The following is a 25,234-nucleotide window of genomic DNA, read 5'->3' as shown; positions in this document are numbered from 1 at the left end:
TGTTAAACACAGTTAGAGTGGGTCTTACATCATGCAACGCAGAAGTTTTATCGCCTCGACGGCGGTTCTCGCCGGCGGCCTCGCGCGGCTCTCGTCTGTGCAAGCCGCCGAGGCGGGGGTGAGCGACAGTGAAATCGTGCTCGGCAGTTCGGCCGTCCTGAGCGGTCCGCTCGGCTCGCAGATCAAGGTCGTGCACAACGGCGCCGCGCTGGCGTTCGATTCGGTCAACGAACAGGGCGGCGTGGGCGGGCGCAAGATCAAGATGGTGGCGCTGGACGACGAGTTGAAGGCCGACAAGGCGGTGGAGAACTACGGCAAGCTGCTGAACGACCACCGCGTGTTCGCCTTCTTCGGCTGCGTGGGCTCGGGCACGACGGCCGCTGCGGCCAAGCTGCTGCAGCAGAGCGGCGCGCCCAGCGTGGGCGGCTACGGGGTGGGCGACAGCGCGCGCGAACGCGTGGCGGGCTCAGCCTACTTCGTGCGCGCCAGCAACGCACGCGAAGCACAGGCCCTGGTCGAGCACCTGGCCACCATCGGCGTGAACAAGATCGCCATCGCCCACCTCGACAACCCCGGCGGCGCCGAGGCGGTCAAGCTGATCGAGGCGGCCATGGCTCCCCGCAAGCTCGCGCCGACGGCCACGGTCATGGTCAAGGGCGACGGCTCGAACGCCGCCGCCGCCGGTAAGGCGCTGGCCGACAGCCAGTCCCAGGCCATCCTGATGTATCTGGCCGGCACCGTGGCGGGCGAGGTGATCAAGGCCACCTACGACGCCGGCAGCAAGCCGATGTTCTATGGCATGTCGATCGTGCCGGGCGAGGTCACGGCCAAGGTGGTGCCCCTGCAGGCGGGCGGCCTGGCGATCTCGCAGGTCATGCCCTATCCCTGGGGCGAGGTGGAAACCGTGACGCGCGACTATCGCCGGCTGGCCGAGCGGGCGCAGGTGCCGGTGGGCTACGGCAGCTTCGAGGGCTACCTGAACGCGCTCGTGATGATCGAGGCGCTCAAGCGCACCGGCCGCGACCTGACGCGCGCGCGCCTGCATGCGACGCTGCGCGCACTCAAGCTGCGCCTGGCCGGCATGGACATCGATTTCTCGACCGGCAGCACCACCGGCTCGCGCTTCATCGAGATGGTGCGCGTCACGCCCGAGGGCCGCTTCGTGCGCTGAAAGGGCGAGCGGATTCGCCAAGCGGCTGGCGCTCGCGCTTTAATGGCGCCATGTGCCAATTGCTTGGAATGAATTGCAACACGCCCACGGACGTGACCTTCAGCTTCACCGGCTTCGCGCAACGCGGCGGCCGCACCGACCATCACGCCGATGGCTGGGGCATCGCGTTCTTCGAGGACCGCGGGCTGCGCCACTTCGTCGATCACCAGCCGGCGTGCGAATCGCCGGTGGCGGAGCTGATCCGGCGCTACCCCATACAGAGCCGCAACGTCATCGCGCACATCCGCAAGGCGACGCAGGGGGAGGTCAACCTGCAGAACTGCCACCCGTTCGTGCGGGAGCTCTGGGGGCGCTATTGGGTGTTCGCCCACAACGGCGACCTGAAGAAATTCCGCCCGCGCCTGCACGGCAACTTCCATCCGGTGGGCAACACCGACAGCGAGCACGCCTTCTGCTGGATCATGCAGGAGCTGGCCAAGTCGCATGCGGGCGTGCCGAGCATCGAGGAGCTGACGCTCACGCTGCGCGAACTGGCACCGCATCTCGCGGCGCACGGCACCTTCAACTTCATGCTGTCCAACGGGCAGGCGCTGTGGGCGCATGCCTCGACCAACCTCTGGTACGTGGAGCGCCGCCACCCCTTCGTGACGGCGCAGTTGTCGGACGAAGACCTGGAGATCGACTTCGCGCGGCACACCACGCCCAACGACCGCGTGGCCGTGGTCGTGACCGCGCCGCTGACCACCAACGAGACATGGACGCAGTTCACGCCGGGCGAACTGCATGTGTTCGTGGACGGGCAGCGCTCAGTGCGCTGAAGCCCGGGCCAGGTGCGCCTCGAGCGCATCGACGAACATCGCCGGCACGTCGAAGCCCGTCTGCTCGGTGATCTCCTGGAAGCAGGTCGGGCTGGTCACGTTGATTTCGGTGACCGAGTCGCCGATCACGTCGAGCCCGATCAGCAGCAGGCCGCGCGGCGCGAGCGTGCGCCCCACGGTCTCGGCGATCTCGCGATTGCGCGCCGAGAGCGGCTGGGCCACGCCCTTGCCGCCGGCCGCCAGATTGCCACGCACCTCGGTGCCTTGCGGAATGCGCGCCAGCACGAAAGGCGCCGGCTCGCCCGCGATGATCAGGATGCGCTTGTCGCCCTGTACCACTTCCGGCACGAAACGCTGCACCATGATCGTTTCGGCGCCGTCCTTGTTGAGCGTCTCGACGATGGAGCCGAGGTTCAGCGCGTCCTGCTTCACGCGGAAGATGCCCATGCCGCCCATGCCGTCGAGCGGCTTCAGGATGATGTCGCCGTGCTCCGCGTGAAAGTCGCGCACCGCCTGCGCGCTGCGCGTGACCAGCGTGGGCGTGACGAACTGCGGAAACTCCATGATCGCGAGCTTCTCGGGGTGATCGCGCAGCGCGCGCGGCGTGTTGACCACGCGCCCGCCCTCGCGCTCGGCCTGCTCCAGCAAATGCGTGGCGTAGATGTACTCGGCGTCGAAGGGGGGGTCCTTGCGCATCAGCACCACGTCGAAGTCCTTCAGTGCCTTCGACTCGGTGATGTCGATGCGATACCAGTCCCGGGCGTCGCCGGTCAGCGTGATCTGCTGCACCGTGGCCGTGACCACGCCGCCCGACTTCCACTGGATGTCCTGCGGCAGGCAGGCAGCGATGCGATAACCGCGGCGCTGCGCCTCGCGCATCATCGAGAAGGTCGTGTCCTTGTAGATCTTGAAGTGATCGAGCGGATCGGCGACGAAGAGGATGTTTTTCATCAGGCGTTCTTTCTTGCGGTGCCGGGGCGCGGTGGCCAGTGGCATGAGGTATCGGGCGCGATGTTGCCGGAAGCGGCGATGTCCTTGCCGGCGGGGGCCTTTTCCCCTCTTGAACCCGCAGCAGCCGACCTGGCCGCGCAACGGCATCGGACGATTGTGCCGGGAGCCCGCAGTTGCAGGATTGTCAACAATTCCAACCTCGTAACGTCAACCATCCGGCACGGGAATTGCATGAATCCGGCTCCGACAACTACCGGAGAACCTCGTGGAGACATCCGTTTCGCAGGGCAGCCCCGCGCCCGATCCCACCGCCGTGGTCGACGAATTCCTTCGCCTGGTGATGATCCCGGACCCGCAGTCGGCCTCCCGCTTCACCGCGCCCGACGTCCGCATCCGTTTCACCGGCAACCGCCCGATGAAGGCGCCCGGCGACACCTCGGCCTTCAACGCGAAGCGCTATGCATGGGTCAAGAAGAAGATCGAGCGCACCGAAACGGTGGCCGGCGGCACGCCCGAGGAAACGGTGGTCTACAGCCTGGGCACGCTCTACGGTGCATGGCCCGACGGCACGGCCTTCGAAGGCAATCGCTATGTCGACCGTTATGTGGTGCGCCACGGCCTGATCGTGCAGATGGACGTCTGGAACGACAGCGCCGAATGGCTGCTGGTGCGCGCCGGCCTCGCCGTGCTGTGAGGCCAGCGGCATGACGACGCGCTGGCCCGACCGGCTCCCCACGCACGATCGCTTCGACTACCGGCCCATCACGCGGCGGCCCGACTATGTCTGGCCGAACGGCGCGCGGCTGGCGGTGTACATCGGCTTCAACGTCGAGCACTTCGCCTTCGGCGACGGGCTGGGCGCATGCATCGGCCCGGCCTCGCCGCAGCCCGACGTGCTCAACCACGGCTGGCGCGAGTACGGCAACCGCGTCGGTGCGTGGCGCTGCCTCGAACTGTTCGACGCGCTCGCGCTGCCCACCGGCGCGCTGGTCAACACCGCGCTGTACGACCACTGCCCCGAGCTGATCCAGGCGCTGGTGGCGCGCGGCGACGAACTGATCGGCCACGGCCACAGCAATGCCGAGCGCCAGGGCGTGCTCGACGAAGAGCACGAGCGCGCACTGCTGCTGCGCTGCCGCGAACGCATGCTGCGCGAAAGCGGGCAGGCGCCCGTCGGCTGGCTCTCGCCGTGGATCTCCGAAAGCATCCTCACGCCCGACCTGCTGGCCGAGACCGGCTACGGCTACACCCTCAACTGGTGCCACGACGACCAGCCGCTGCGCATGCGCACGCGCGGCGGCGGTTCGCTGTGGTCGGTGCCGTACCCGCAGGAGCTCAACGACATCCCGATGATCGTCGGCCGCCTGATGGACGCGAGGGACTTCAGCGCCATGGTGGTCGACAACTTCGAGGAAATGCTCGACCAGTCGCGCGCGCAGCCGCTGGTGATGGGCCTGGCGCTGCATCCCTACATCGTCGGGCAGCCCTATCGGCTGAGGCACCTGCGCACCGCGCTCGCGCGCCTGGCGCAGGCGCGCGACCGGGGCGATGTCTGGTTCACCACGCCGGGCGCGATCGCCTCGCATGTGGCGAAGCTCGAGAGGGAGCAGCCCGGGGAATTCGGCTGAGGCGCACCGCGCCAGGCCTCCTCAGATCTCGATCTTCGACCCCAGCTCCACCACCGCGTTGTTCGGCAGCCCCAGGAACGCCGCCGCCCCGCTCGCGTTGTGGTGCATCTGCGCGAACAGCTTCTCGCGCCACGGCGCCATGCCGCTGCCCAGCGTGGGGATCACCACGTCGCGCGACAGGAAGTAGCTGGTCGTCATCTGCTCCAGCTGGCAGCCGCGCATGCGCGCGTTTTCGAGCGCGCGCGGCAGGTCGATGTCGTTCTTGAAGCCGTAGTGCACCATGATCTGCCAGCAGTGGTGGCCGAGCGCCTCGATCTCGATGCGCTTGTCCATCGGGATCCATGGCACCTCGTGGTTGCGCACGGTCACGAACATGTTCTGCTCGTGCAGCACCTTGTTGTGCTTCAGGTTGTGCAGCAGCGCATTGGGCACGGTGCCCGGCTCGGCCGTGAGGAACACCGCCGTGCCGTCCACGCGCGCCGGCGGGCTCACGAACACCGAGCCGAGAAAGGACTTCAGGTCGATCGCGTCGGCATGCTGCGCCTCGCCCATCAGGCGGCGGCCTTCCTTCCACGTGATCATCAGCGTGAAGACGAAGCCGCCGATCAGCAGCGGGAACCAGCCGCCTTCGAACAGCTTGAGCAGGTTCGACGCGAAGAACAGGAAGTCGACGACGAAGAAGACCGCGGTCGACGCGATGCACAGCGCCAGCGGCAGCTTCCACGCATAGCGGATCACGAAGAAGGTCAGCACCGTGGTGATCAGCATGTCGGTGGTCACGGCGATGCCGTAGGCCGCGGCCAGGCTGCTCGACGAACGGAACATGACCACCGCCAGCACGATGGCCACGAACAGGCCCCAGTTGACCAGCGGAATGTAGATCTGGCCCGCCGTGCGCACGCTGGTGTGCTCGATGTTCAGGCGCGGCAGGTAGCCCAGCTGGATGACCTGGCGCGTGACGCTGAAGGCACCCGTGATGAGGGCCTGCGACGCGATCACCGTGGCCGCGGTGGCCAGCAGCACCAGCGGGATGAGCGCCCATTCGGGCGCCATCATGAAGAACGGGTTCTTCACCGCCTCGGGGTTCTCCAGCAGCAGTGCGCCCTGGCCGAAGTAGTTGAGCGTGAGCGCCGGCATCACCACCGAGAACCACGCGATGCGGATCGGGCTCTTGCCGAAGTGCCCCAGGTCGGCGTACAGCGCCTCGGCGCCGGTCACGCACAGCACGGTGGCGCCCAGCAGGATGAAGCTGGTGCCGGGGTTGTCCCACATGAACTTCAGCGCGTAGTACGGATTCAGCGCCTTCAGGATCTCGGGGTGGTGCAGGATCTGGGACACGCCCAGCACCGCGATCGCGATGAACCAGGTCAGCGTGATCGGCCCGAAGAACTTGCCGATGCCTGCCGTGCCGCGCTTCTGCACCACGAACAGGCAGAACAGCACGACCAGCGTGAGCGGAATGACGTAGTGCGTGAAGTGCGGCGACACCACCTCCAAGCCCTCGACCGCCGAGAGCACCGAGATGGCCGGGGTGATGACCCCGTCGCCATAGAAAAGCGAGGTGCCGAAGATGCCGACCACCAGCAGCACGTGGCGCAGCCTGGGCTTGTCGGCCACCGCGCGGGAGGCCAGCGCGAGCATGGCGACGAGGCCGCCCTCGCCTTCGTTGTCGGCACGCAGCACGAGCACGACGTACTTGATGGAGACGATGACGGTGAGCGTCCAGAAGAACATCGAGAGGATGCCGTAGACGTTCCCGACGGTGAACGGCACGTGGCCGTGGCCGAACACTTCCTTGACGGCATACAGCACGCTGGTGCCGATGTCGCCATAGACGACGCCGATGGCGCCGACGATCAGGCCGGCTGAGAGATTTTTGGGGGCTGACACGAGGTCGATGGGAAAAGGACAGGCTGCTGGAATCGACGCGTCAGACACGCCGGGGTGCGACACGGGGGAACTTTAGTTCACCATTGTCACCCCTCCCGCCCTTTTGTTTCCGTTGCTGTGGGGCCGCTATTTTGCCGCTGCTTGCGACCGGCGCAAGCCGCCGCCAGCCACCCCGGGAAATCATTCGTAGATTTCGGCGTCCGGATCGGTCGCTTCCATTTCGTAGCTGGCGGCCACCATGGCCAGCCGGCCGACCACGCCGTACATGTAGAAGCGGTTCGGGGCGCTGGCGCCGGGCTTGGCGCCGGGCTGAGGCAAGTGCGCACTTTCAGAGAACGCCAGCGGCACGAAGCTCGCGCCCGGCAGCTTCAGGTTTTCGTCGGCGGCGCGCTCGGCATGCACGCGGTAGAAGCCGCCGACCACGTAGCGATCCATCATGTAGACCACCGGTTCGGCCACGCCGTTGTGCACGCGCTCGTTGGTCAGCACGCCTTCCTGCACGATCAGCTCGGTGGGGTCGCGCAGATCGCGGCTGGCGCCCGGCTTGGTGGCGGGAATGCCGGCCGCAGCGCGGGGCTTGCCGATCAGCGCCTCCACGTCCTTGGCATCGCGCACCGTCACCACGCCCGGACTGCCGCTGCCGCTGTGGCCGCCCTTCACGACCACGAATGGCTTCTCGTTGATGCCGTATTCCTTGTACTTGCGGCGCACCTTGGTCAGCACCGCGTCCACATGGCTGGTCAGCACGTCGATGCCGCGGCCCTCGGCCACGTCCACGCCTTCGGCACGCGCATAGATCGGGTTGATGAGCCAGGGGTCGATGCCCAGCAGCTTGCCGAAGCGCTTGGACAGCTCCTCGTAGCTGTGCAGGTGGTTGCTCTTGCGGCGCACCGACCAGCCTGCATGCAGCGGCGGCAGCAAATACTGCTCGTGCAAGTCCTCGAGGATGCCGGGCGTTCCCGCAGAAAGCTCGTTGTTGAGCAGAATTGTGCAGGGATCGAAGTTCTTCAGCCCCAGGCGGCGCTTGCTGCGCACCACCGGTTCGAGCGTCACGGTGTCGCCGTTGGGCAGTTCGATCTTCTTGGAAGTCTTGATGGCGGGGTCGATGGACCCGATGCGCACATTGAGCCCCGCCATATGGAAGATGCGCACCAGTTGCGCGACGTTGGCGAGATAAAAGGTGTTCTTGGAGTGATTTTCCGGAATGACGAGCAGGTTGCGCGCTTCCGGACAGATCTTCTCGATGGCCGCCTGCGCGGCCTGCACCGCCAGCGGCAGCATTTCCTTGGTGAGGTTGTTCCAGCCGCCCGGGAACAGGTTGGTGTCGACCGGGGCCAGCTTGAAGCCGGCGTTGCGGATGTCGACGGCGCTGTAGAACGGCGGCGTGTGCTCCATCCACTCGAGCCGGAACCAGCGCTCGATGGCAGGCATCGAGTCGAGCACCCGCTGCTCCAGTTCGTTGATCGGGCCGGTCAGGGCGGTGACGAGATGCGGAACCATGCGGGCGGCCTTGTTGGTTTTGTGCTTAAAGGTAGAGCGGAATTGTAGGAATTGGGGGTGCCCATCCCGAAGACAAGACCACGAGAGCGGCGCGCATCAGGTCCGCACTTCGCCCTGGCCCAGCACCACGTACTTGAGCGAGGTCAGCCCTTCGATCCCCACCGGTCCGCGCGCATGGAACTTGTCGGTGCTGATGCCGATTTCGGCGCCCAGCCCGAACTCGAAACCGTCCGCGAAGCGTGTGCTCGCATTGACCATCACGCTGGCCGAATCGACCTCGCGCAGGAAGCGCTGCGCATGCACGTGGTCGCGCGTAACGATGGCGTCGGTGTGGTGGCTCGAATAGCGGTTGATGTGCGCAATCGCCTCGTCCACGCCGGCCACCACCTTGATGCTGATGACGGCGGCGAGGTATTCCTCGGACCAGTCGGATTCGACCGCATCGACCACCCTGGCTTTCGGATCGATCGCACCGTCGGCGCGCAGGATGGCGGCGGCGGCGGGGTCGCAGCGCATTTCCACGCCCTTGGCCGCGAAGATCGCGGCGATCTCGGGCAGGAAGTCGTCGGCCACCGAGGCCGACACCAGCAGGCCTTCGGCGGCATTGCAGGGGCTGTACTTCTGGGTCTTGGCGTTGTCGACGATGCGCAGCGCCATGTCGAACTCGGCCGTGTCGTCCACGTAGACGTGGCAGTTGCCGTCCAGGTGCTTGATGACCGGCACCTTGGCGTCGCGGCTGATGCGCTCGATCAGGCCCTTGCCGCCGCGCGGAATGATCACGTCGACGAACTCGGGCATGGCGATCAGCTGGCCGACGGCTTCGCGGTCGGTGGTCTGCACCAGTTGCACCGCATCGACCGGCAGGCCGGCTTCGGCCAGCGCCTCGGACACCAGCAGCGCCAGCGCCTTGTTCGACTCGATGGCTTCCGAGCCGCCGCGCAGGATGGCGGCGTTGCCGCTCTTGATGGCCAGGCTCGCGGCCTCGATGGTCACGTTGGGGCGGCTCTCGTAGATCATGCCGAAGACGCCGATCGGCACGCGCATCTGGCCCACGCGGATGCCGCTGGGCTGCTGCTTCATGCCGATGATCTCGCCGATCACGTCGGCCATGCCGGCGAGTTGCTCGCAGCCGAGCGCCACGGTCTCGATGACCTTGGGCGTGAGCTTGAGGCGGTCCACCATCGGCGCCGAGAGGCCGGCGGCCGTGGCGCGCTCGAGGTCCTTCTGGTTGGCTACGGCCAGCACCGGGCCGGCTTCGCGCAGGCGCCGGGCCAGCGCCTTCAAGGCCTTGTTTTTGGTGGCTGCATCCGCACGGGCCATGAGGAATGCGGCGGTTTTGGCTTGCAGGCCGAGGGTCTGCATGTGCTCGCTGACGTTGAACGCGTTCATGCGCTCATTTTCCAGTATTTGGATCAACCCCGGACTTCGAGAACTTCCGTGTTGTTCCCTCTCCCTCCGGGAGAGGGAGCAAGAGCGCTGCTGCACGCGCGGCACAACATCAGCGCCAGCCGCTGCAGGGCCTGCCAGCCGCTGGCGGGCCAGTCGGGCTGCTTCAGGCCCTTCACGATGCCGTCCACCACGTGCGCCGCGCGCAGCAGCCGGGCCAGCATGCGGTCGTCCAGGCGCGGCAGCACGCGCTCGAAGGCGCGCTCGCGCGGGCCCCAGATGCGGTTCTCGCGCAGCGCCATCGGCAGCGGGCGCCCCGAGGCCATGGCGTCTTTCACGCGCTTGAGCGCACGGATGTCCTCCGCGATCGTGTAGTGCACCAGCACCTCGGCCTCGCCCTCGGCCTGCAGGCCGTCGAGCATGCGCGCCACGCGCTGCGGGTTGCCGGCCAGCACCGCTTCGGACAGCTTGAACACGTCGTAGCGCGCCACGTTGTTGACCGCACCCTCGACCTGTTCCCAGCTCAGCTCGCCGGCCGGGTGCAGCAGCGCGAGCTTCTGGATTTCCTGGTGCGCGGCGAGCAGGTTGCCCTCCACGCGGTCGGCGAAGAACTGCAGCGTGCGCTGGCCCTCGTCGCCGGCCATCACGCGCTGGCCCTGCTGGCCCAGGCGCTGCGCGATCCATTGCGGCAGCGCGTTGCGCTCGATCGGGTCGACCTGGATGCTCGCGCCGTTGTTCTCGAGCGCCGAGAACCAGGCGCCGGTGCGGGTGGCCTTGTCCAGCCGCGGCAGCATGACCAGTGTGAGCGTGCTGTCGTTGCCCGGCGCAGCCTCGGCCAGCTGCTGTAGCGCCGCGCTGCCGTCCTTGCCGGGCTTGCCCGAGGGAATGCGGATCTCGACGATCTGCTTGTCGGCGAACAGCGAGAGCGAGCCCCCGGCCGCAAGCACCGCGCTCCAGTCGAAGTGCGCGCCGGCCGCGGTGTACGAGCTGCGCTCGGTGTAGCCCTGCGCACGCGCGGCGGCGCGGATGGCGTCGGCCGCCTCCTGCGCGAGCAGCGGCTCGTCGCCGTGGATCGTGTAGAGCGGCTTCAGGCCCTTCTGCAGGTGGGCCCCGAGCTGGGCGCTGGCGAGTTGCATGGCAATCGAATGGAGGCCGGAGCGCGCGGCCTCAGAGTTCCTTGACGGCGGCCAGGCGGCGCATCAGCTGCTGCGCGATGTCCGCCTGCATGTCGCGGAACAGCAGATCGGCCTCGCCTTCCTTGGCCAGCGCATTGGTTTCGTTGAAGCTCAGGTCGCGCGTCTGCGAAACCTCGGAGGCCGGCAGCAGATCCTTGCCGCCCGGCGTGCGCAGGCGGAAGCGCACGCGCAGCTGCAGCTGCAACTCGCGCACGAGGCCGGCCGAATTGGTCGAGATCACGAAGCGGTTGCGGTCCTCGCCGAGGATCTCGAGCACCACGTCGGCGGTGGAGGACTGGTCGGCCGGCACCAATGTCACCGAGCCGGTGGCCCGCAGCTCGCGCCGGATCTGGTTGATCATGGCCGAGTTGCCCGACACCGACAGCGTCTTGAACGCAAAGACCGGCGCCTTGCGCAGCTCGAAGCCGCAGCCCGCCAGGCCGAGCGATGCGCCCGCCGCCGTCAGCCCGAGAAGAAAGCCGCGGCGCGGCAGCGAGACATTGCGAGTGTTCATGCTTGCTTGAGTCGTTCAGAGAACCACGTTGACCAGGCGGCCGGGAACCACGATCACGCGCTTGGGCGGCGCGCCTTCGGCGAAGTTGACGAAGTCGTCGCAGGCGAGCGCGAGCTTCTCGATCTCGTCCTTGGACGCACCGGCCGGCACGCTGAGCTTGCCGCGCAGCTTCCCGTTGACCTGCAGCATCAGTTCGATCTCGTCCTGCACCAGCGCGCCGACATCGACCGTGGGCCAGGCCGCGTCGAGCAGGCCACCCAGGTCCTTGTCGTAGCCGAGCTCGTTCCAGAGCTGCTGGGCGATGTGCGGCGTGGCCGGGTAGAGGCAGCGCAGCAGGATGCCGAAGCCCTCGCGCAGCGCGGCCGCGTCACCGGTGCTGCCGTCGGGCTTGAAGCCCTCCAGCGCGTTGAGCAGCTTCATCGCGCCCGACACCACGGTGTTGTATTGCATGCGCTGGTAGTCGTAGTCGACCTGGCGCAGCACGGTGTGCACCTCGCGGCGCAGCGCCTGGGCAGACTTGCCGAAGCTCTGGCCCTCGATCGCGACCGGCGCCACATCCGCCTGCGCCACACCGAAGTTCCACACGCGGCGCAGGAAGCGGTAGCTGCCTTCGACGGCCGCGTCGTTCCACTCGAGCGTGGCCTCGGGCGGCGCGGTGAACATGGTGTACAGGCGCGCGGTGTCGGCGCCGTACTTCTCGATCAGGTCCTGCGGGTCGACGCCGTTGCGCTCGCTCTTGCCCATCTTGCCGACGCCGCCGTACTCGACCTTCGTGCCGTCGGCCAGCGTGCCGCCGGTGATGCGGCCCTGCGCGTCGAGCACCGCCGTGACTTCGAGGGGCGGGAAGTAGTCCTTGCCGCCCTTCTCGTTGCGCTTGTAGAAGATGTGGTTGAGCACCATGCCCTGCGTGAGCAGCTTGCTGAAGGGCTCGTCGGCCTTCACCAGGCCCAGGTCGCGCATCACCTTGGTCCAGAAACGCGCGTACAGCAGGTGAAGAATCGCGTGCTCGATGCCGCCGATGTACTGGTCCATCGGCATCCAGTAGTCGGCGCCGCCGGCCACCATGGCGTCGTCGTTCTTCGGGTCGCAGTAGCGCATGAAGTACCACGAGCTGTCCACGAAGGTGTCCATCGTGTCGGTCTCGCGCCGCGCGGCCTTGCCGCACACGGGGCAGGTCACGCCGGCGTGGAAGCCCTCGTGCTTGTTCAGCGGGTTGCCCGAGCCGTCGGGCACGCAGTCGGTCGGCAGCACCACGGGCAGGTCCTTCTCGGGGACCGGCACCGCGCCGTGCTCTTCGCAATGGATGATCGGGATCGGTGTGCCCCAGTAGCGCTGGCGGCTCACGCCCCAGTCGCGCAGGCGCCAGGTGGTCTGCAGCTCGCCCAGGTCCTTCTGGCCCAGCGCGTGCGCCACGGCGGCCACGGCCTCCTTGTAGGTCATGCCGCTGAAGTTGTCGGAGTTGATGGTCACGCCGCGCTGCTTGTCGGCGTACCAGTCCTGCCACTTGTGATAGTCGAAGTGCGGCTCGTCGTCGACCAGCACGACCTGGATGATCTCGATGCCGTACTTGTTGGCGAAGGCGAAGTCGCGCTCGTCGTGCGCGGGCACGCCCATCACGGCGCCGTCGCCATAGCCCATGAGCACGTAGTTGCCGACCCACACCGGCACCTGCTCCTCGGTGATCGGATGCATCACCGTGAGGCCGGTGGGCACGCCCTTCTTCTCCTGCGTGGCGAGCTCGGCCTCGGTGGTGCCGCCGGCCTTGCACTCCTCGATGAAGGCCGCGACCTTCGGATCGAGCCTGGCGGCGTGTGCGGCCAGCGGGTGCTCGGGCGCGACGGCGCAGAAGGTCACGCCCATGATGGTGTCGGCGCGCGTGGTGAACACGTACATGCGGCCGTCCTGGATGAGCTTGCCGTCGGCGCCATGGATGTCATGCGTGAAGGCGAAGCGCAGGCCCTCGCTCTTGCCGATCCAGTTCTCCTGCATCAGCTTGACGCGCTCGGGCCAGCCCGGCAGCTTGTGCTGGGTGTGTTCGAGCAGCTCTTCAGCGTAGTCGCTGATCTTCAGGTAGTAGCCCGGGATCTCGCGGCGCTCGACCGTGGCGCCGGTGCGCCAGCCCTTGCCGTCGATCACCTGCTCGTTGGCCAGCACGGTCTGGTCGACCGGGTCCCAGTTGACGACCTGGGTCTTGCGGTAGGCGATGCCCTTCTCGAGCATCTTCAGGAACAGCCACTGGTTCCACTTGTAGTAGCTCGGGTCGCAGGTGGCGATCTCGCGGCTCCAGTCGATCGCCAGGCCCATGGCCTGGAGCTGGCCGCGCATGTAGTCGATGTTCTCGTAGGTCCACTTGGCCGGCGGCACCCCGTTCTTCAGCGCCGCGTTCTCGGCCGGCAGGCCGAAGGCGTCCCAGCCCATGGGCATCAGCACGTTGTAGCCGCTCATGCGCAGGTAGCGCGTGAGCATGTCGTTGATCGTGTAGTTGCGCACGTGGCCCATGTGCAGCTTGCCGCTGGGGTACGGCAGCATCGAGCAGGCGTAGTACTTCTTGCGGCTCGCGTCCTCGGTGACGCGATAGGCATCGGCGGCGCTCCATTGCGCCTGGGCAGCGGACTCGACGTCGCTGGGTTTGTAGCTGGGATTCATGACGGGTTCGGCAAGACCCGGCGCGGGGTGGCCGGGGAGGACGGATTATCGCGCCGGACTAGACTCGCTCCCCAGCTTGCCGCCTCACGCGGACGGAAAGACACAATGAAATTGCTCTGGAAACATCTCGCCCTGTCCTTCGCGGCCGCCGCCGGCCTTGCCGCCACGCCGCTGTGGGCCCAGCAGAACGACAAGCCCCTGCGCCTCGTCGTGCCCTTCGCCACCGGCGGTGCCCAGGATGTCATCGCCCGCTACCTGGGCGCCAAGCTCACCGACAGGCTTGGCCAGAGCGTCATCGTCGACAACAAGGCCGGCGCCGGCGGCATCGTGGCCGCCGACGCGGTGGCCAAGGCGACGGACGGGGCCACGGTGCTGCTGGCAACGGGCGGCGCCATCACCATCGCGCCCCACCTGCAGGCCAAGCTCCCGTACGACCCGGCGCACGAGCTGGTGCCGGTGGCCCTGGTGGCGGACACGCCGATGACGCTGTCCGTGCGCACCGAAAGCCCCTACAAGACCGTGGCCGACGTGCTGCGCGACGCCAAGGCCAGGCCGGGCCAGGTTACCTACGCCTCGACGGGCAATGGCACCGTGTCACACCTGACCGGGGCGCTGCTGGCGCAGGCGAGCGGCGTGAACCTGCTGCACGTGCCCTACCGGGGCGCCGCGCCCGCCATGACGGACCTGCTGGGCGGGCAGGTGGCGGCCATCGTGACCAGCGTGGCCTCGATCGAGCCGATGGTCGCCAGCGGCAAGGCGCGCGTGCTGGGCACCTTCTCCCACGCGGCGCTGCCCGGCATGGGCACGGCCCCGACCATCGGCGAGGCCACCGGCCTGCCGGGCATGGAAGTGCCGGTCTGGGTCGGTGTGATGGCCCCGGCGCGCATGCCGGCGGCGAGCGTCGAGAAGCTGTCCGCGGCGCTGGTCGAGGTGTGCAACCTGCCGGAGACGAAGCAGCGCTTTGCGCAGCTGGGCGCCGTCAATACCTGCGGCGGCCCGGCCGCGCTGGGCAAGGTGGTGGCGGAAGACAGCCAGCGCTGGGCGAAAGTGATCAAGCAAGGCGGAATCAAGGTTGACTAGCTTGGCTCTCCCCCAGGCTTCGCGCACTTCGTGTCGCTTCGCCAACCCCCTCGCCGGGGGCAACACCGGTGGCCCGGCAAAGCCGGTTCCACGGTGTTCACGAATGGGGATGCGCCTGTGACGGTCGTGGCGAAGCGGTATCACGTCGGCATTGCGGGCGCCGGGGCGATCGCGCTGGCCAGCGCGGCGTGGCTGCGGCAGGCGGGCCATGGCGTCACGGTGTGGTCGCCGGGCGGCCGGGGCGCGGACGCGCTGCGCACTCGGCCGCTGGAAGCCGGCGGCATCCAGTCGTTCTCGGTGAAGGTCGAGGTCGCCGACGACGCGGCCGGGCTCTGCGCCGCCTCCGACGTGCTGCTGCTCGCCCTCCCCGTCAACGGCCACAGGCGCGTGATGGATGCGCTGCTCCCCTTCCTGCGCGACGGCCAGACCGTGATCGTCAGCTCGATGGCCTCGCTGTCGTCGCTCTATCTGCACGAGGCAGCTGCGCGCGCGGGCCGGCGGATCACGGTCGCCAGCTTCGGCACGACCGTGCTGACTGCGCGCCGCGAGTCCGGCACGCAGGTCAGGGTGATGACGCGGCGCAAGGCGGTCGGCGTCTCCGCCCTGCCCGGCTCCCGGGTGAAAGAGGCCGTCGCGCTGTGCACCGCCCTCTTCGGCGACGGCTTCTTCCCCGACGGCAGCGCCCTCGCGAGCGCCCTGGCCAATGTCAATCCGCAGTCCCACGGCCCGCTCGCGGTGTTCAACTGGACGCGCATCGAGCGCGCCGAGAACTGGCCGCAGTACCACTGCATGACGCCCGGCGTGTCGCGAGTGATCGAGGCGCTGGACCGGGAGCGGCGCGCCGTGGCCGCCGCTTTCGGCATCGAGCTCGGCCCCATCGAAGCGCATTTCGCGCGCTCCTTCGGCACCGCGTCGGAAAAGCTCGAGGACATCGCCGCCGAGCTGCACGCCAAGCGCGGCGGTCCGCCCGGCCCCACGCAGGTCGACACCCGCTACGTGACCGAGGACATGCCCTACGGCCTGGCGTTCGTCGAGGCGCTGGGCACCATCGCCGGCGTGCCGACGCCCGCGACCCGCACCATCGTGGATGCGGCCTCGCTGGTCAACGGCATCGACTTCCGCCGCGAGAACGACCTGCTCGAACCGCTGGGCCTGGCGAACGAAACCGTCGCCGGGCTGCTCGAGCGGCTATGACGCGTCGGCTTCGGGGAAGATCGGCTCCCCGAGGTTGAGCATCAGCCGGTTGGCCCAGGCGAACAGGGCAACCGAATGGATCAGGTCGAGAATCTCCTGCTCCGTCAGCCCGGCTTCCTTCAACCCGCGCACGTCGTCGGCCGAGACCTTGTCCGGCTCGGCACCGAGACGGATCGAGAACGCGACGATGGCCTTCTCGCGCGCCGTGGTGCCGGCGCCTTCCGGCGCCTCGAACACCTGCGAGATCACGTCGTTGCGCTTGGCCAGCTGCTCGAAGCGCTGTGCATGCACCGAGGCGCAGTACACGCAGCCGTTGACGCGCGATTCCACCGTGGCGCCCAGCTCGCGCTCGGCGCGCGGCATGCCGCCCGGCGCGAACATGATCGCGTTGAAGGCGATGGAGCGCTGCAGCAGTATCTCGGGCTGATGCGCCAGCACCAGGAAGTACGGCGAAGTGCGCGCCTGCGGGCTCATCTCGTCGAGCGCGGCCAGCTGGGCCGGCGTGGCGGTGTCGACGTTCACCGTGTCGAGCCACGGCTTCCATTTGAGCACCTCGGTGGTGAAGCCCTTGATGCGGATCGGGGCCGTCATGCCGCAGCCTCCACGGCGACCAGCGCCTTCAGGCCCGCGGCAACGCGGATCTGGTACGAGAGGAATGCGATCAACTGGCTCATCGCCACGATGGCGGGCGTCGACAGGCCGCTCGCGGCCAGCGACTGCACGGCAGCCTTGTCGCCCTCGATGGGGCGCTCGATCAGCTTGCCGGTGAAGGCCAGCACGGCCTGCAGGCGCGCATCGGCCACGGGCCGGCCGGCATCCACGGCAGCGATCACGTCGCCGTCTGCGCCTTCGGCCGCCAACCTGTCGCGGTAGTGCGCGGCGAGGCTGTGCGCCTTCGACACGCGGCAGGCATGCAGCGCCACGAGAAGCCGCTCGCTTACCGACAGGCCTTCGACGGCCGGCGAGAACATCGCGTCGTAGCTGCCCTGCGTGGCTGCAACGACCTTGTCGCGCTGGCGCCGCAGCGCCCAGAGGGGGTGGTCCGGCGCCAGCGGGACGGCGGCATCGATCACATCGTGGGGAGTGCTTGTCATGGTCGGTTTCTTTCTTGGGGCGGCAGCGCGGGCGTCCATTCGTCGCCGAACAGTTCCGGCTCGGCATAGGCCTCGAGGTTGGCGTAGTGGTGGTCGAAGTCTTCGCGGTAGAACAAGCTGGCGATGCCGCTCGCGAGCCGCCTGGCGCCATCGCTGATGGCCGGGATGTCGCCCGACACCGTACCGTGCGACAGCGCAGCCGGGTAGCAGAAGCAGTGGATGCGCCCGAGCCCCGCGCATTCGCCCGGCACGCGCTGCTGGAATTCGAAGGCGGGCCCGAGGTCGGGCGAGTCGGCCAGTTCCTGGTCTTCGTCGCCGGGCGCGGGCTCGAAGCGGTCTTTCCATGTCCGGATGTGGGCTGCGATGGCGGCGAACTCCGGGCGGTTCGGCCAGTCGACCTTGAAGCCGGTCGAGACGATCAGGAAGTCGAACTCGAAAACCCCCTTCGGCGTCGACACACGCATGGCCTCGCCCCGCGGCTCGATGGCGAGGATCGGGCAGCCGAAGTTGAAGAAGGCATTGGTGTGCCCCGACACCCGCAGCGTGCTGCCGTGCGGCGGCGGCACGTTCGCCACGTTGATGTAGTGGCGGATGCGCCACTTGAGCTCGTCGGGCAAATCGTAGTGCCCCTGCGTGAGCCCCGGCACACCCGCACCCTTGCCCTTGTTGACGCGCGGCAAGTCGCCGCGGCGGATCAGCAGCTCGACGCTGCGCGCGCCGGCCTCCAGCGCGGTGGCCGCACTGTCCATGGCCGAGGAGCCCGCGCCGACCACGCCCACGCGCAGGCCTTCGAGCCGGCCGTAGTCCATGTCGTCGGAGGAATGCGCCCACTTCGAGCGCGGCAGTGCGTCGACGAAAGCCGGAACGGCCGGCCCGCCGAGACCGTCGCGTCCGGTCGCAAGGACGACGCGGCGCGCCAGCACGCTGCGTTCGCCCCGCGGCGTGCGAAGGGCCAGCCGCACGCCGGTCGCATCGGGCAGCGGGTGGATGCCGGTCACCGCGGTGTCGTTGCGCACGTCCACGTCCATCACGCGGCGGTACCAGACCAGGTAGTCCATCCACTGCAGGCGCGGGATCTTGTCCATCGCCGTCCAGGCCTCCAGTCCGAACTGGGCCTCGAACCAGGCGCGGAAGGTGAGCGACGGCAGGCCGAGCGCAGGGCCGGTGAGTTCCTTGGGCGAGCGCAGCGTCTCCATGCGCGCCGTCGTCGCCCAGGGGCCCTCCTTGCCCGCGGGCGAGCGGTCGAACACCACGGCGCGAATGCCCAGCTGTGCCAGCGCGACCGAGGCGGCCAGGCCGGCCTGGCCACCGCCGATGATGGCCACGTCGAGCATGGATTCATCGCCGGCCTGTCGGACGGGCATCCAGTTGCGGCCGGGCCAGCCGAGATATTCGAGGTCCTGGGCGAGCCGCGCTTCGAGCGCGGCGAGGGAGGAAGCGGAATCTGATGTCATCTTGAAGAGCGGGGAACGACGCCCAGTGTAGAAAGCTTCGCGGGGTGGCCCGGATTTCGCGTGCCACAATGATTTTCAGACCACAGGGGCCGGCATGGGCAGGAAGAGCGACAGCGAATGGTGGCGCGGCGCGGTGATCTACCAGATCTACCCGCGCAGCTTCATGGACAGCGATGGCGACGGCATCGGCGACCTGCCGGGCATCACGTCCCGGCTCGAGCACGTGGCCAGCCTCGGCGTCGATGCCGTCTGGGTTTCCCCCTTCTTCCGTTCGCCGATGAAGGACTTCGGCTACGACGTGGCCGACTACCGCGCGGTCGATCCGCTGTTCGGCACGCTGGCCGACTTCGACGCCATGCTGGCGCGCATGCACGCGCTGGGCCTGAAGCTCATCATCGACCAGGTGCTTTCGCACACCTCCGACCAGCACGCCTGGTTCGCCGAAAGTCGCAGCAGCCGCGACAACCCCAAGGCCGACTGGTACGTCTGGGCCGACCCCAAGGCCGACGGCACGCCGCCGACCAACTGGCTGTCGGTGTTCGGCGGCTCGGCCTGGCAGTGGGATTCGCGCCGGCGGCAGTACTACCTGCACAGCTTCCTGGCCGAGCAGCCCGACCTCAACTTCCATTGCGACGCCGTGCAGGAGGCCCTGCTGGGCGAGGTGCGCTTCTGGTGCGAGCGCGGCGTGGACGGCTTTCGCTTCGATGCCTGCAACCACCAGTTTCACGACGCGCTGCTGCGCGACAACCCGCCGGCCTCGCTGGCGTCGATCGACGAAGTCAGCACGGTGCGCGCCGACAACCCCTACGCGATGCAGCAGCACCTGTACGACAAGAGCCAGATGGAGAACTTGGCCTTCCTCGAAAGCCTGCGCCGCCTGCTCGACGATTACGGCGCGGTGGCGCTGGGCGAGGTCGGCGACGAGAACGCGCCGCCCGTCATGGCGCAGTACACCGAGCTCGGCAAGCGCCTGCACCTGGCCTACAGCTTCAGCCTGCTGACGGCAGACCACCGCCCCGCCCACTTGCGCCACCAGGTCGAGGCGCTCGACGACGCGCTGGCGCCCACCGGCGGCTGGGGTTGCTGGGCGGTGTCGAACCACGACGTGCCGCGCGTCGCCACGCGATGGAGCGACGGCGGCCCGGCCGACACCCGGCGCGACCGGCTCTGGCTGGCGCTGCTGCTCGCGCTGCGCGGCAGCGCCAGCATCTACCAGGGCGAGGAACTGGGCCTGCCCGAGGCCGAAGTGCCCTTCGAGTTGCTGCAGGACCCGTACGGCCGCGCGTTCTGGCCCGAGTTCAAGGGCCGCGACGGCTGCCGCACGCCGATGCCGTGGACCGCTCAAACGGCGAACGGCGGCTTCACCACCGGCGCGCCCTGGCTGCCGGTGTACGGCCCTCATCTGCCGCTGGCCGTCGAACGGCAGGCCGCGCAACCCGATTCGATGCTCGCCTTCAGCCGCACACTGCTGCACTGGCGCCGTACGCAGCCCCTGCTGCGCACCGGCGGCATCCGCTTCATCGATGCGCCCGAGCCCCTGCTGCATTTCGAGCGGCGCGACGGGCATTCGTCGCTGCAGGCGGTCTTCAACCTCGGAAGCGAACCGGTTTCGATGCCGCTGACCGAAGCCCTGATGCCTCTCGTCGGACATCCGCTCGCGCCGAGCGCCGTCATGCAGGCCGAAGGCGGAAAGCGCATGCTGGTGCTCGCGCCATATGGCGTCTTCTTCGGCACGCCCGCCGCCGAAGGACGAAGCTGAGCACCATGCCTTCCTCCAAGCCGCTGCCCGAATCCGAAGTCCATGCGCTGATGCGCGCGGAGCATGGCGACCCGTTCGCCGTGCTGGGCCCGCACGAGACGCCCGAAGGCCTGGAAGTGCGCGCATTGCTGCCCGGCGCGCAGCGCGTGGCCGTGCTGCACTCGCGCACCGGCTGGCCGCTGGCCATCCTCGCACGGCATCCGGAGTCGGATTTGTTCTGCGGGCTGGTCCCGGCAGCGGAGGCCCGCATGGGCTACTCGTTCCAGGTCGACTGGGAGGCGCACACCTCGCGGCTCGAAGACCCCTACCGCTTTCCGTTCGTGCTCGGCGAAACCGACGTGTGGCTGCTGGCCGAGGGCACGCACCTGCGCCCCTGGGAACGGCTGGGTGCGCACCTGCGCGAGATGGACGGCGTGAAGGGCGTGGCCTTTGCCGTCTGGGCCCCGAATGCAAGGCGCGTGTCGGTGGTGGGCAACTTCAACAACTGGGACGGCCGGCGCCACATGATGCGGCTGCGCCGCGAGTGCGGCGTGTGGGAGATCTTCGCGCCGCATGTGTCCATCGGCGACAGCTACGAGTTCGAGATCCTGTCCGCGCAGGGCGAGGTGCTGCGCAAGGCCGACCCCTTCGCGTTCTCGTCGCAGCTGCGGCCCGACACCGCCTGCGTGGTGCAGCCCCTGCCCGCGCCGGTGAAGCTGCCCGAAGGCCGCGCCGCCGCGAACGGGCGCCACGCGCCGATCAGCATCTACGAAGTGCACCTGGGCTCGTGGCGTCGCAAGAACAACGGCCACGAATGGCTGGACTACCGCGAGCTGGCCGACACGCTGGTGCCCTACGCGCGCGACATGGGCTTCACGCACATCGAGTTGCTGCCGATCAGCGAACACCCCTTCGACGGCTCATGGGGCTACCAGCCGATCGGGCTCTATGCGCCCACCTCGCGCTTCGGCACGCCGGGCGACTTCCGGCACTTCGTGGAGGCGGCGCATGCCGCAGGGCTGGGCGTGATCCTCGACTGGGTGCCCGCGCACTTCCCGACCGATTCGCACGGCCTCGGCCGCTTCGACGGCACTGCGCTGTACGAGTACGCCGACCCGCGCGAAGGCTTTCACAACGACTGGCAGACGCTGATCTTCAACTACGCGCGCACGGAGGTGCGCAACTACCTCGTCGGCAATGCGCTGTACTGGCTGGAGCGCTACGGCGTGGACGGCCTGCGCGTGGATGCGGTGGCTTCGATGCTGTACCGCGACTACAGCCGCAAGGCCGGCGAGTGGGTGCCGAACGTGCTCGGCGGGCGCGAGAACCTGGAGGCCATCGACTTCCTGCGGCGCATGAACCGCGTGGTGGGCATCGAGCGGCCCGGGGCCATGACGGTGGCAGAGGAATCGACGAGCTTCCCCGGCGTGACCCGGCCGCCGGAAGACGGCGGGCTGGGCTTTCACTACAAGTGGAACATGGGGTGGATGAACGACACGCTGGCGTATGCAGGCACCGATCCGGTCTACCGCAAGCATCACCACCAGCAGATCACCTTCGGGCTGATGTATGCGCACAGCGAGAACTTCGTGCTGCCGCTGTCGCACGACGAGGTGGTGCACGGCAAGGGCTCGATGATCGGGCGGATGCCGGGCGACGAGTGGCAGAAATTCGCGGGCCTGCGCAACCTGTATGGCTACCTCTGGGCGTATCCGGGGAAGAAGCTGCTGTTCATGGGAGGCGAGTTTGCGCAATACGCGGAGTGGAATGCCGACCGCAGCCTCGACTGGCATCTGCTGGAGCACGCGGCGCATCAAGGGGTGCGGCGGCTGGTGCGCGACCTGAACAACGTGTATCGGCACTTTCCTGCGCTGCACGAGCTCGACCATGAGGGCGCTGGGTTCGAGTGGATCGTGCATGACGATGCGGATCAATCGGTGTTTGCGTTTGTCCGGCGGGCGCGGGATGGAGCGTTCGTGGTGGCGGTCTGCAACTTCACGCCGGTGCCTCGGCATGGGTATCGGCTGGGGGTTCCTTGTGCTGGCTCCTATCGGGAGATTGTCAATACGGATGGCTCGATTTATGGGGGCAGTGGTTTGGGGAACGAGGTTGTCGAGAGTTCTCCTGTGCCCTGGCATGGGAAGGCGGACTCTGTTTCGATCAGCGTGCCGCCGCTGGCTACTGTGATGTGGGTGTTGGCTTGACGTTCTTTGGACTGGTTTGTTTTTCGGGGCCGGGTCTCGCCCCGGCGGGCGACTCACTTTCTTTTGCTTCGCCAAAAGAAAGTAAGCAAAGAAAAGGCGACCCTACTGTCTGCGTCCCTCCGCTTCGCTACGGGCAACCTGCGGTGCTCGACTCCGGAGGGGGTCCGCAGAACTCGCTTCGCTCAAACAGCTGCGGCCCTGATCCCTCCTGCGTCTGCGCTCCTCGGCGCAGCCAGAAGGGATTTGGAACGCGCCGTCGCTGCGCTCGGCTCCGGAACAGCCAATACCAAAACCAAAAGCCAATACCAACCACCGCAGGCGCAAAGCGCCTGCGGTGGCTTGGTGGCCGAGCGAAGCAAAGGCCCGGGAGGGCTCCCCTCCCCTCTGGCTGGGAGCGCAGCGTTTCGCGGATCAGGGCTCGCAGCTGTTTGAGCGAAGCGAGTTCTGCGAGACCCCGCGAAACGCGAGCACCGCAGGTTGCCCGTAGCGAAGCGGAGGGTCGCAGACAGTGGGGTCGCCTTTCTTTTGCCTACTTTTCTTTGGCGAAGCAAAGAAAAGTAGGTCGCCCGCCGGGGCGAGTCCCGGCCCCGGAAAGCAACCACCCGCCGGAGGCAGCAACATGCTGAACCCAGGCACCCCCTTCCCCTTGGGCGCAACACCGTCGCAACAGGGAGTCAACTTCGCAATAGCAGCGCCAACAGCAGAAGCAGTACAGCTCTGCATCTTCGACAGCACCGGCAAGAGCGAGCAGCAACGCCTCAACCTACCGGTATGCACAGACGGCATCTGGCACGGCCACCTGCCCAGCGGCAAGCCCGGCCTGATCTACGGCTACAGAGTCCATGGCCCCTGGAACCCGCACGGGGGCCAGCGCTTCAACCCCGCCAAGCTTCTGCTCGACCCCTACGCCCGCGAGATCGTCGGCAGCTACGACGGCAGCGACATCTTCCTGGGCCACGACCCCGCGAACCCGGACAAGAGGGACACCCGCGACAACGCAGCCGTCGCGCTCAAGGCCCGTGTCGCGCAATCCGCCGGTCCGGCAGCGGCATCCGGCCACGCCCGCATCCCCGCCGGCGAGCGCGTGCTCTGCGAGCTGCACGTCAAAGGCCAGACCAAGCTCCACCCCGCAGTCCCCGCGGCACTCCGGGGCACCTACGCCGGCCTCGCGGAGCCCGCCGTGCTCGACCACCTCCAGCGCCTGGGTGTCACCACCCTGAGCCTCATGCCCGTCCAGCACCGCGCCGACGAGCAACGCCTGCTGCGCATGGGCCTGAGCAACTACTGGGGCTACACCACCATCGGCTGGTTCGCTCCCGAGGCCCGCTACTGGAGCGGCCGCCCCGGCACCACGCCCGCCAGCGAGTTCCGCGCGATGGCCGACGCCATACACGCACGTGGCATGGAGCTGGTGATCGACGTGGTCTACAACCACAGCGCCGAGACCGACGAGCTCGGCCCGACGCTTTCGATGCGCGGCATCGACAACGCGCTGTACTACCACCTGCGCGCCGACGACCGCGCCCTCTACGAGAACTGGGCCGGCACGGGCAACTGCCTGAACCTCGGCGAGCCGCGCGTGCTGCAGCTGGTGATGGACAGCCTGCGTTTCTGGGCCTGCGAGATGGGTGTCGACGGCTTCCGCTTCGATCTCGCGCCCGTGCTCGGGCGCGCCGACGCGCAGCGCGGCTTCGACCCACGCGCGCCCTTCTTCGCCGCCATCGCGCAAGACCCGGTGCTCTCGCGCACCCTCCTCATCGCCGAACCCTGGGACATCGGCCCCGGCGGCTACCGCCTTGGCGAGTTCCCGTCGGGCTGGCTCGAATGGAACGACCGCTACCGCGACGCGCAGCGCGGCTTCTGGCTGCGGCAGGCGCACGACGACAGGGCCAGCCTCGGCGACTTCGCCCATCGCTTCACCGCTTCCAGCACGCAGTTCGCCCATCACGGCCGCGCGCCGACCGCGAGCGTCAACTTCGTCACCGCGCACGACGGCTTCACGCTGCGCGACCTCGTGAGCTACAACGAGCGTCACAACCTCGCCAACGGCGAGGACAACCGCGACGGCCACGGCCACAACATGAGCAACAACTGCGGCGTCGAGGGCCCGAGCGACGACCCTGCCGTGCTGGCCCTGCGCAGCCGCCTGCAGCGCGCGCTGCTCGCCACGCTGATGCTGTCACAGGGCACGCCCATGCTGCTGGCCGGCGACGAGCTGGGCCACAGCCAGCAGGGCAACAACAACGCCTACTGCCAGGACAACGAGACCACATGGCTCGCGTGGATCGGCGCCTCCGCCCCCAACAGCGACGCGGCCCGCACAAGCGCCTTCGTGGCGCGCCTGGCCGCCCTGCGCCGCGAAGCCCCGGCCCTGCGCAGCACCCGCTGGTGGCCGGCCGAGACGCTACAGGGCACGCCACTGGGCATCCACTGGCTGCGCCCCGACGGCGAACCGATGACGGCCGACGACTGGCGCACGGGCACGGCACTCGCAATCCTTTTCGGCGATGGCGCCGGCGCCGGTGACGGCGGCTCGTGGCTGGTGCTGGTGAACGCAGGCCCGCAGGCTGTGTCCTTCAGGCTGCCCGCGGGCGCGTGGCGCCTGCGCCTGTCCACCGATCCCGAGGACGATCCGGGTGAGTTGGGCCGGGCGCTCGGCGGCACGGCGCAAGTGCCTTTTTCAAGCATCGGGATCGCAAGAACGTAGGAGCCAGGCGCACGGCGCGGTGCTAGTCTCGATACAGAGACCCTGACGGCGAATGAATTCCAACAAGCGAACGAACGGAGACTC

General features: G+C 68.1%; 19 protein-coding genes. 9 read left to right on the top strand and 10 right to left on the bottom strand.

The genetic code is table 11. From position 1 onward, the window contains the following. Nucleotides 1–31: 31 nt before the first annotated feature. On the top strand, nucleotides 32–1,171 hold the full coding sequence (locus tag ASD05_RS05205; protein WP_056588639.1) for an ABC transporter substrate-binding protein: 1,140 nt from the start codon (nucleotides 32–34) through the stop codon (nucleotides 1,169–1,171). 50 nt (nucleotides 1,172–1,221) lie between these two features. Then, nucleotides 1,222–1,989 (top strand): class II glutamine amidotransferase, encoded by a 768-nt coding sequence (locus tag ASD05_RS05200; protein WP_056588637.1) that lies wholly within the window; start codon nucleotides 1,222–1,224, stop codon nucleotides 1,987–1,989. On the opposite strand, the gene gshB is transcribed toward ASD05_RS05200, so the two are convergent. Continuing rightward, nucleotides 1,978–2,940, bottom strand: a complete 963-nt coding sequence (gene gshB, locus ASD05_RS05195; RefSeq protein ID WP_056588815.1) for a glutathione synthase — start codon at nucleotides 2,938–2,940, stop codon at nucleotides 1,978–1,980. The two genes, ASD05_RS05200 and gshB, sit on opposite strands and share 12 nt — an antisense overlap. A 265-nt stretch (nucleotides 2,941–3,205) precedes the next feature. On the opposite strand from gshB, the gene ASD05_RS05190 reads away from it, so the two are divergent. Both ASD05_RS05190 and ASD05_RS05185 read left to right on the top strand, forming a co-directional pair. After that, nucleotides 3,206–3,634, top strand: coding sequence for a hypothetical protein (locus tag ASD05_RS05190; protein WP_056588635.1), 429 nt, complete (start codon nucleotides 3,206–3,208; stop codon nucleotides 3,632–3,634). A 10-nt stretch (nucleotides 3,635–3,644) separates the two neighbouring features. Then, nucleotides 3,645–4,568: a polysaccharide deacetylase family protein gene (locus tag ASD05_RS05185; RefSeq protein ID WP_056588633.1), complete on the top strand. Its 924-nt coding sequence runs from the start codon at nucleotides 3,645–3,647 to the stop codon at nucleotides 4,566–4,568. A 21-nt stretch (nucleotides 4,569–4,589) separates the two neighbouring features. Here ASD05_RS05185 and ASD05_RS05180 read toward each other — a convergent pair whose 3' ends face one another. The 6 genes from ASD05_RS05180 to leuS form a co-directional block, all read right to left on the bottom strand. Continuing rightward, nucleotides 4,590–6,458, bottom strand: a complete 1,869-nt coding sequence (locus ASD05_RS05180; protein WP_056588631.1) for a potassium transporter Kup — start codon at nucleotides 6,456–6,458, stop codon at nucleotides 4,590–4,592. A gap of 180 nt (nucleotides 6,459–6,638) precedes the next feature. Beyond that, entirely contained in the window at nucleotides 6,639–7,958 is a 1,320-nt protein-coding gene (gshA, locus tag ASD05_RS05175; RefSeq protein WP_056588629.1) for a glutamate--cysteine ligase, read from the bottom strand. Between the two features lie 96 nt (nucleotides 7,959–8,054). Then, nucleotides 8,055–9,347: a glutamate-5-semialdehyde dehydrogenase gene (locus ASD05_RS05170; RefSeq protein WP_200955386.1), complete on the bottom strand. Its 1,293-nt coding sequence runs from the start codon at nucleotides 9,345–9,347 to the stop codon at nucleotides 8,055–8,057. A 23-nt stretch (nucleotides 9,348–9,370) separates the two neighbouring features. Beyond that, nucleotides 9,371–10,480 carry a DNA polymerase III subunit delta gene (holA, locus tag ASD05_RS05165; protein ID WP_056588627.1) on the bottom strand — a complete coding sequence of 370 codons (1,110 nt, stop codon included), beginning with the start codon at nucleotides 10,478–10,480 and terminating at the stop codon, nucleotides 9,371–9,373. Nucleotides 10,481–10,511: 31 nt separating this feature from the next. Then, the gene (lptE, locus tag ASD05_RS05160) at nucleotides 10,512–11,033 is read right to left on the bottom strand and encodes an LPS assembly lipoprotein LptE (protein ID WP_056588625.1); all 522 of its coding nucleotides are present in this window, start codon (nucleotides 11,031–11,033) and stop codon (nucleotides 10,512–10,514) included. Between the two features lie 15 nt (nucleotides 11,034–11,048). Further along, complete coding sequence (leuS, locus tag ASD05_RS05155; RefSeq protein WP_056588623.1) at nucleotides 11,049–13,679, bottom strand: leucine--tRNA ligase; 2,631 nt, start codon at nucleotides 13,677–13,679, stop codon at nucleotides 11,049–11,051. Nucleotides 13,680–13,784: 105 nt separating this feature from the next. Here leuS and ASD05_RS05150 point away from each other — a divergent pair, with 105 nt between their 5' ends. Further along, nucleotides 13,785–14,759 (top strand): Bug family tripartite tricarboxylate transporter substrate binding protein, encoded by a 975-nt coding sequence (locus ASD05_RS05150; RefSeq protein WP_056588622.1) that lies wholly within the window; start codon nucleotides 13,785–13,787, stop codon nucleotides 14,757–14,759. A 93-nt stretch (nucleotides 14,760–14,852) separates the two neighbouring features. Then, on the top strand, nucleotides 14,853–15,953 hold the full coding sequence (locus tag ASD05_RS05145) for an NAD/NADP octopine/nopaline dehydrogenase family protein (RefSeq protein WP_235507852.1): 1,101 nt from the start codon (nucleotides 14,853–14,855) through the stop codon (nucleotides 15,951–15,953). Here ASD05_RS05145 and ASD05_RS29920 read toward each other — a convergent pair. Genes ASD05_RS29920 through ASD05_RS05130 form a run of 3 tightly spaced genes read right to left on the bottom strand, consistent with a single transcriptional unit; the run spans nucleotide 15,948 to nucleotide 18,501 of the window. Then, entirely contained in the window at nucleotides 15,948–16,544 is a 597-nt protein-coding gene (locus ASD05_RS29920) for a peroxidase-related enzyme (protein ID WP_056588619.1), read from the bottom strand. The genes ASD05_RS05145 and ASD05_RS29920 overlap by 6 nt on opposite strands. Then, the gene (locus tag ASD05_RS29915; RefSeq protein ID WP_056588618.1) at nucleotides 16,541–17,047 is read right to left on the bottom strand and encodes a CMD domain protein; all 507 of its coding nucleotides are present in this window, start codon (nucleotides 17,045–17,047) and stop codon (nucleotides 16,541–16,543) included. Before ASD05_RS29915 ends, ASD05_RS29920 begins: the two co-directional genes overlap by 4 nt. After that, nucleotides 17,044–18,501 carry an NAD(P)-binding domain-containing protein gene (locus ASD05_RS05130; protein ID WP_056588615.1) on the bottom strand — a complete coding sequence of 486 codons (1,458 nt, stop codon included), beginning with the start codon at nucleotides 18,499–18,501 and terminating at the stop codon, nucleotides 17,044–17,046. Before ASD05_RS05130 ends, ASD05_RS29915 begins: the two co-directional genes overlap by 4 nt. A 94-nt stretch (nucleotides 18,502–18,595) precedes the next feature. On the opposite strand from ASD05_RS05130, the gene ASD05_RS05125 reads away from it, so the two are divergent. The 3 genes from ASD05_RS05125 (at nucleotide 18,596) to glgX (ending at nucleotide 25,150) form a co-directional block, all read left to right on the top strand. Beyond that, nucleotides 18,596–20,260 carry an alpha-amylase family glycosyl hydrolase gene (locus tag ASD05_RS05125; RefSeq protein WP_056588613.1) on the top strand — a complete coding sequence of 555 codons (1,665 nt, stop codon included), beginning with the start codon at nucleotides 18,596–18,598 and terminating at the stop codon, nucleotides 20,258–20,260. Nucleotides 20,261–20,265: 5 nt separating this feature from the next. Continuing rightward, nucleotides 20,266–22,443: a 1,4-alpha-glucan branching protein GlgB gene (glgB, locus tag ASD05_RS05120; RefSeq protein WP_056588611.1), complete on the top strand. Its 2,178-nt coding sequence runs from the start codon at nucleotides 20,266–20,268 to the stop codon at nucleotides 22,441–22,443. Nucleotides 22,444–23,062: 619 nt separating this feature from the next. Further along, entirely contained in the window at nucleotides 23,063–25,150 is a 2,088-nt protein-coding gene (glgX, locus tag ASD05_RS05115; RefSeq protein ID WP_056588609.1) for a glycogen debranching protein GlgX, read from the top strand. Nucleotides 25,151–25,234: the final 84 nt, after the last annotated feature.

The sequence above is a fragment of the Variovorax sp. Root434 genome, from assembly GCF_001426595.1.
GTDB lineage: Bacteria > Pseudomonadota > Gammaproteobacteria > Burkholderiales > Burkholderiaceae_C > Variovorax.
The sequence above is the reverse complement of the archived record's forward strand: the minus strand, read 5'-3'. Positions and strand labels throughout refer to the sequence as shown.